1 protein-coding gene is annotated in these 537 nt (G+C 67.6%); it reads left to right on the top strand.

Going from position 1 to position 537, the window contains the following annotated elements:
- On the top strand, positions 1–537 hold a 537-nt coding region (locus AA75_RS07255), incomplete at both ends, for a YncE family protein (protein ID WP_033818968.1).

Raw genomic sequence — 537 nt, 5'->3', positions numbered from 1 at the left:
GGAGCCGCGCCTACGTCGCCAACAACGGCGCCGGCACGGTGTCAGTCATCGACACCGCGGCCGGCCGCAGCATCGGCGATCCGGTCCCGGTCGGAAACCAGCCCTTCTCCGTCACCCTCACTCCGTGGAACGACCACCTGCTGGTCACCAACAACGGCTCCGAGGCAAACGGCAGGACCGGGAACTCCGTCACAGCCATCGACACCACGACCAACAAGCCCGTCGGCGATCCCATCAAGACCGGCAAAGCCCCCTACGGTGCGGCCGTCACCTGGACAGGCAACCTCTACGTCGCCAACGCCGCAAGCAACACCGTCACCGCCACCCGGCTCCCCAACAGCCTCCACACCGTTCCGCGAGGTGCCGCCTTCGCCCTTGGCGAGAGTCGCCTCTACACCACTGACGCCTATACAGACTCCGTAAGGATCGCCGACGCCGATGCCACCACCGGTCGTTCAGGTGGCGAGAGCATCCCCAGCGGGCGGGGTCCGAGCGCCGTCGCCACCAGTGCGGATGGTGGCCGTGCGTACGTCACCA

It is taken from the genome of Kitasatospora sp. MBT63, assembly GCF_000710465.2.
Classification (GTDB): Bacteria; Actinomycetota; Actinomycetes; order Streptomycetales; family Streptomycetaceae; genus Kitasatospora.
The sequence above is the reverse complement of the archived record's forward strand: the minus strand, read 5'-3'. Positions and strand labels throughout refer to the sequence as shown.